This is a genomic window from Neobacillus niacini NBRC 15566, assembly GCF_001591505.1.
Classification (GTDB): domain Bacteria; phylum Bacillota; class Bacilli; order Bacillales; family Cytobacillaceae; genus Neobacillus; species Neobacillus niacini.
The window spans coordinates 1-2,627 of sequence record NZ_BCVA01000101.1 but is presented as its reverse complement, the minus strand read 5'-3'; the positions used below and the strand labels follow the sequence as shown (position 1 = coordinate 2,627).

Below are 2,627 nucleotides of genomic sequence, written 5' to 3'. Positions count from 1 at the left end.
GTCCTCAATACAGGGTCTTGAAGACAAATCGGTCGATTGAGAAGAAGGAAATGTCCTCAATGCGGGATCTTGAGTACAAATTGGACGATTGAGAAGAAGGAAATGTCCTCAATCCAGGAACTTGAGATAAATCGCACGTGCCGCCCAAAGTTTTAGCCTTACCCAACTCTTGAGCTCTAATCTCATTTCATAGTTTAAGTCGTGAATAGGTAGCTGTTCAACATTCCGTCATAACATTTCAAACAAACTGTGAATTTAACACTATACCCATGTTATTAACCAACAAAATCCAATATAGTGTAAGTATAAAGAACAGCCAAATTTTGAAAGGCGGAATGACTTATGTTTAACAAATTTTTAAGAGAAAATAAAATCTCAGCAGCTATTTTAACTGTTATTCGTTTATATCTTGGTTACTCTTGGTTCACAGCTGGTTTTCATAAAATTACAGGCGGATTTGACGCAGCTGGATTCCTAAAAGGAGCGATTGCTAATCCAGTAAAAGGTCCAGATGGCAACATGGTTTATAGCTGGTATGTTAACTTTTTAGAAAGCTTTGCTTTACCAAACATCGATGTGTTCAACTTCATCGTTCCTTGGGGTGAAACATTAATCGGTTTAGGACTTCTATTAGGCTGTTTAACAACAGCAGCCATGTTCTTTGGTCTAGTGATGAACTTCTCTTTCTTCTTAGCAGGAACTATATCACATAACCCAACAGATATTTTCTTAGGCTTCATCATCTTAGCAGCAGGCTTCAACGCTGGTAAATATGGTTTAGACCGCTGGGTAGTACCATTCATCCGTAAAACAGCAAAGACTTATGCTAGTAAAAATAATGCAGCAGCCTAACTAATAGGTACAAAGAGACGATTCGTTCCCCCCGGATCGTCTTTTTTTTGCGTTAAAAATTACCCATAATGGAAGGCGGAATTGGGTGAAAAGAATGGTTTTTTAGAAAAGACGACAAAAAACCAAGAATTTGCACGAATTTTGTCCGTGAATGCAACGATTTATTGAAAGGGGGTGAAAACGTGCACTTCCGCCAATTTGTTCTATCAGCACTTCTCGTTAGTGCGGCGATATGTTTTCCAGACAATGCGTTTGCTGAGAAGAATGAACTTCGTCCTGAAAAAGGACAAGCTCCTGCTTCCATACCGGAACATGCTGCCATACCAGCACCTGCCTCAAAACCAGAACCGGTAACAATAGCAGTACCAGTACCAGCAAAGGATAAAGAGACGCAACCGCTGAACAAGGTAATCCCTGAGCATGCTCGTGAGAACCAAGCACAAGCAAAACAGCGCCCAGCCCAAAATACACCAAATCAACCTGCATTGGAAAAAAGTCTGCCAGAGCAGGCAAATGAAAATGCGAAGTCGGTGGTAAAGAAGGCTGAGGAGGTTGTTCAGGTCAACGTTCCTAAACAAGCAGAGGCTGTCCAGGCGATTCCTACAGTAGAAAAGCTGAATCCTAAACATTCTATGCAAGATACTGATCGTGAAGTGAAAGTCGAAAAAGTTGATCATAGTGTGTACATACAAGAGGAAGACATAGACATTGCAACATCAGAATCCGTTGTGCAAGAGCCTCAGAAAACTCCTGTCAGCAAGGGAGAGATTCCTCAGATGAACCAAGCGCTGAATCAAACACAGAGAAGCAACAGTTCAGGGGGTCAATCAAATGACCGGGTCAATCATGGCGTAGCGTATAATAGCTTGTTGGATAAATGGATGGAATGGAATCCTTATTTTGAAATCAAACTTGTTCAGCCGTATCTTTCCAGGCAAGCCTTAATGAATACTCAATGGGTGAATGCTCCACCTGCACCACCACCACAAAAAGCTCCTTTATTAACCAATGTTACCCGCAGCTAAAAGCCACGGATCATGATAATAAAAGGAGCGAATTTAAAAAATGAAACATTACTTAAACCCTAATACAGTTGCTAAATCTTTTGTACTTGCAGGAGCCTTATCATTTGGACTATTTGCAGGAGGTCAATTTACGGAAGCCGCAGGCCCCGATCACGCTAAAGCTGGAAATCCGGTTCAAGTGAAACCATCGAATAACGCAAATGTTAATGTAAATGTAAATGTAAATGTTAAGCCAGTTGTTCCGGCAGCACCAGCTGTACAAGCAAAGAATGAAGTGAGCTCACAAGTAAAGCCTAACGAAGAAAAGGCTAGTAAGTCACAGGCGAGCGTACATGCAAGCGAAACTGCAAAATTGCATGCAGCCCCAAATTCAGCTGTACATGGAACTGGAGAAATCCCTGAAAATGTGGTTGTGGAAGAGGAAGTAAAGGAAGCAGTACAAGTTGAGGAAACACCTGTCCTTGAAATTGAACCTGAAGTTGTAACTGATGAAACGGAAGCAGTTACCAATGCAGAATCTGAAACTGAAGAAGCAGTTGACGTTGAAAAAGCTGCAGCTGTAAAAACGGAAGTTGAGGATGACGCGGCAAAAGATGAAGAAAAAACTGTAGATGCTGACTCTGACTCAGTTGTTAGAATTGAAGATGAAGAAGATGAGGATGAAGATTCCGATTCCGAAAACATCAAGTTTGAAAAAGACGCAATCGTAAAAACTAAAGATGATGAAGAAGCTGAAGCAGATGAAGAAGA

General features: G+C 41.1%; 2 protein-coding genes and 1 pseudogene. All 3 read left to right on the top strand.

What is annotated here, in order from left to right; genetic code table 11:
* The first annotated feature begins 342 nt into the window (after window positions 1-342).
* Window positions 343-852 (top strand): DoxX family membrane protein, encoded by a 510-nt coding sequence (locus tag BANA01_RS28790; RefSeq protein ID WP_063255661.1) that lies wholly within the window; start codon window positions 343-345, stop codon window positions 850-852.
* 182 nt (window positions 853-1,034) lie between these two features.
* Complete coding sequence (locus BANA01_RS28785) at window positions 1,035-1,877, top strand: hypothetical protein (protein ID WP_063255660.1); 843 nt, start codon at window positions 1,035-1,037, stop codon at window positions 1,875-1,877.
* 40 nt (window positions 1,878-1,917) lie between these two features.
* Window positions 1,918-2,627, top strand: a pseudogene (locus BANA01_RS28780) (hypothetical protein); the annotation flags it as partial.

What these genes read in the sequence shown, in the direction of transcription:
- BANA01_RS28790 (WP_063255661.1), top strand. Translation starts at nt 343, where the DNA reads ATGTTTAACAAATTTTTAAGAGAAAATAAAATCTCAGCAGCTATTTTA.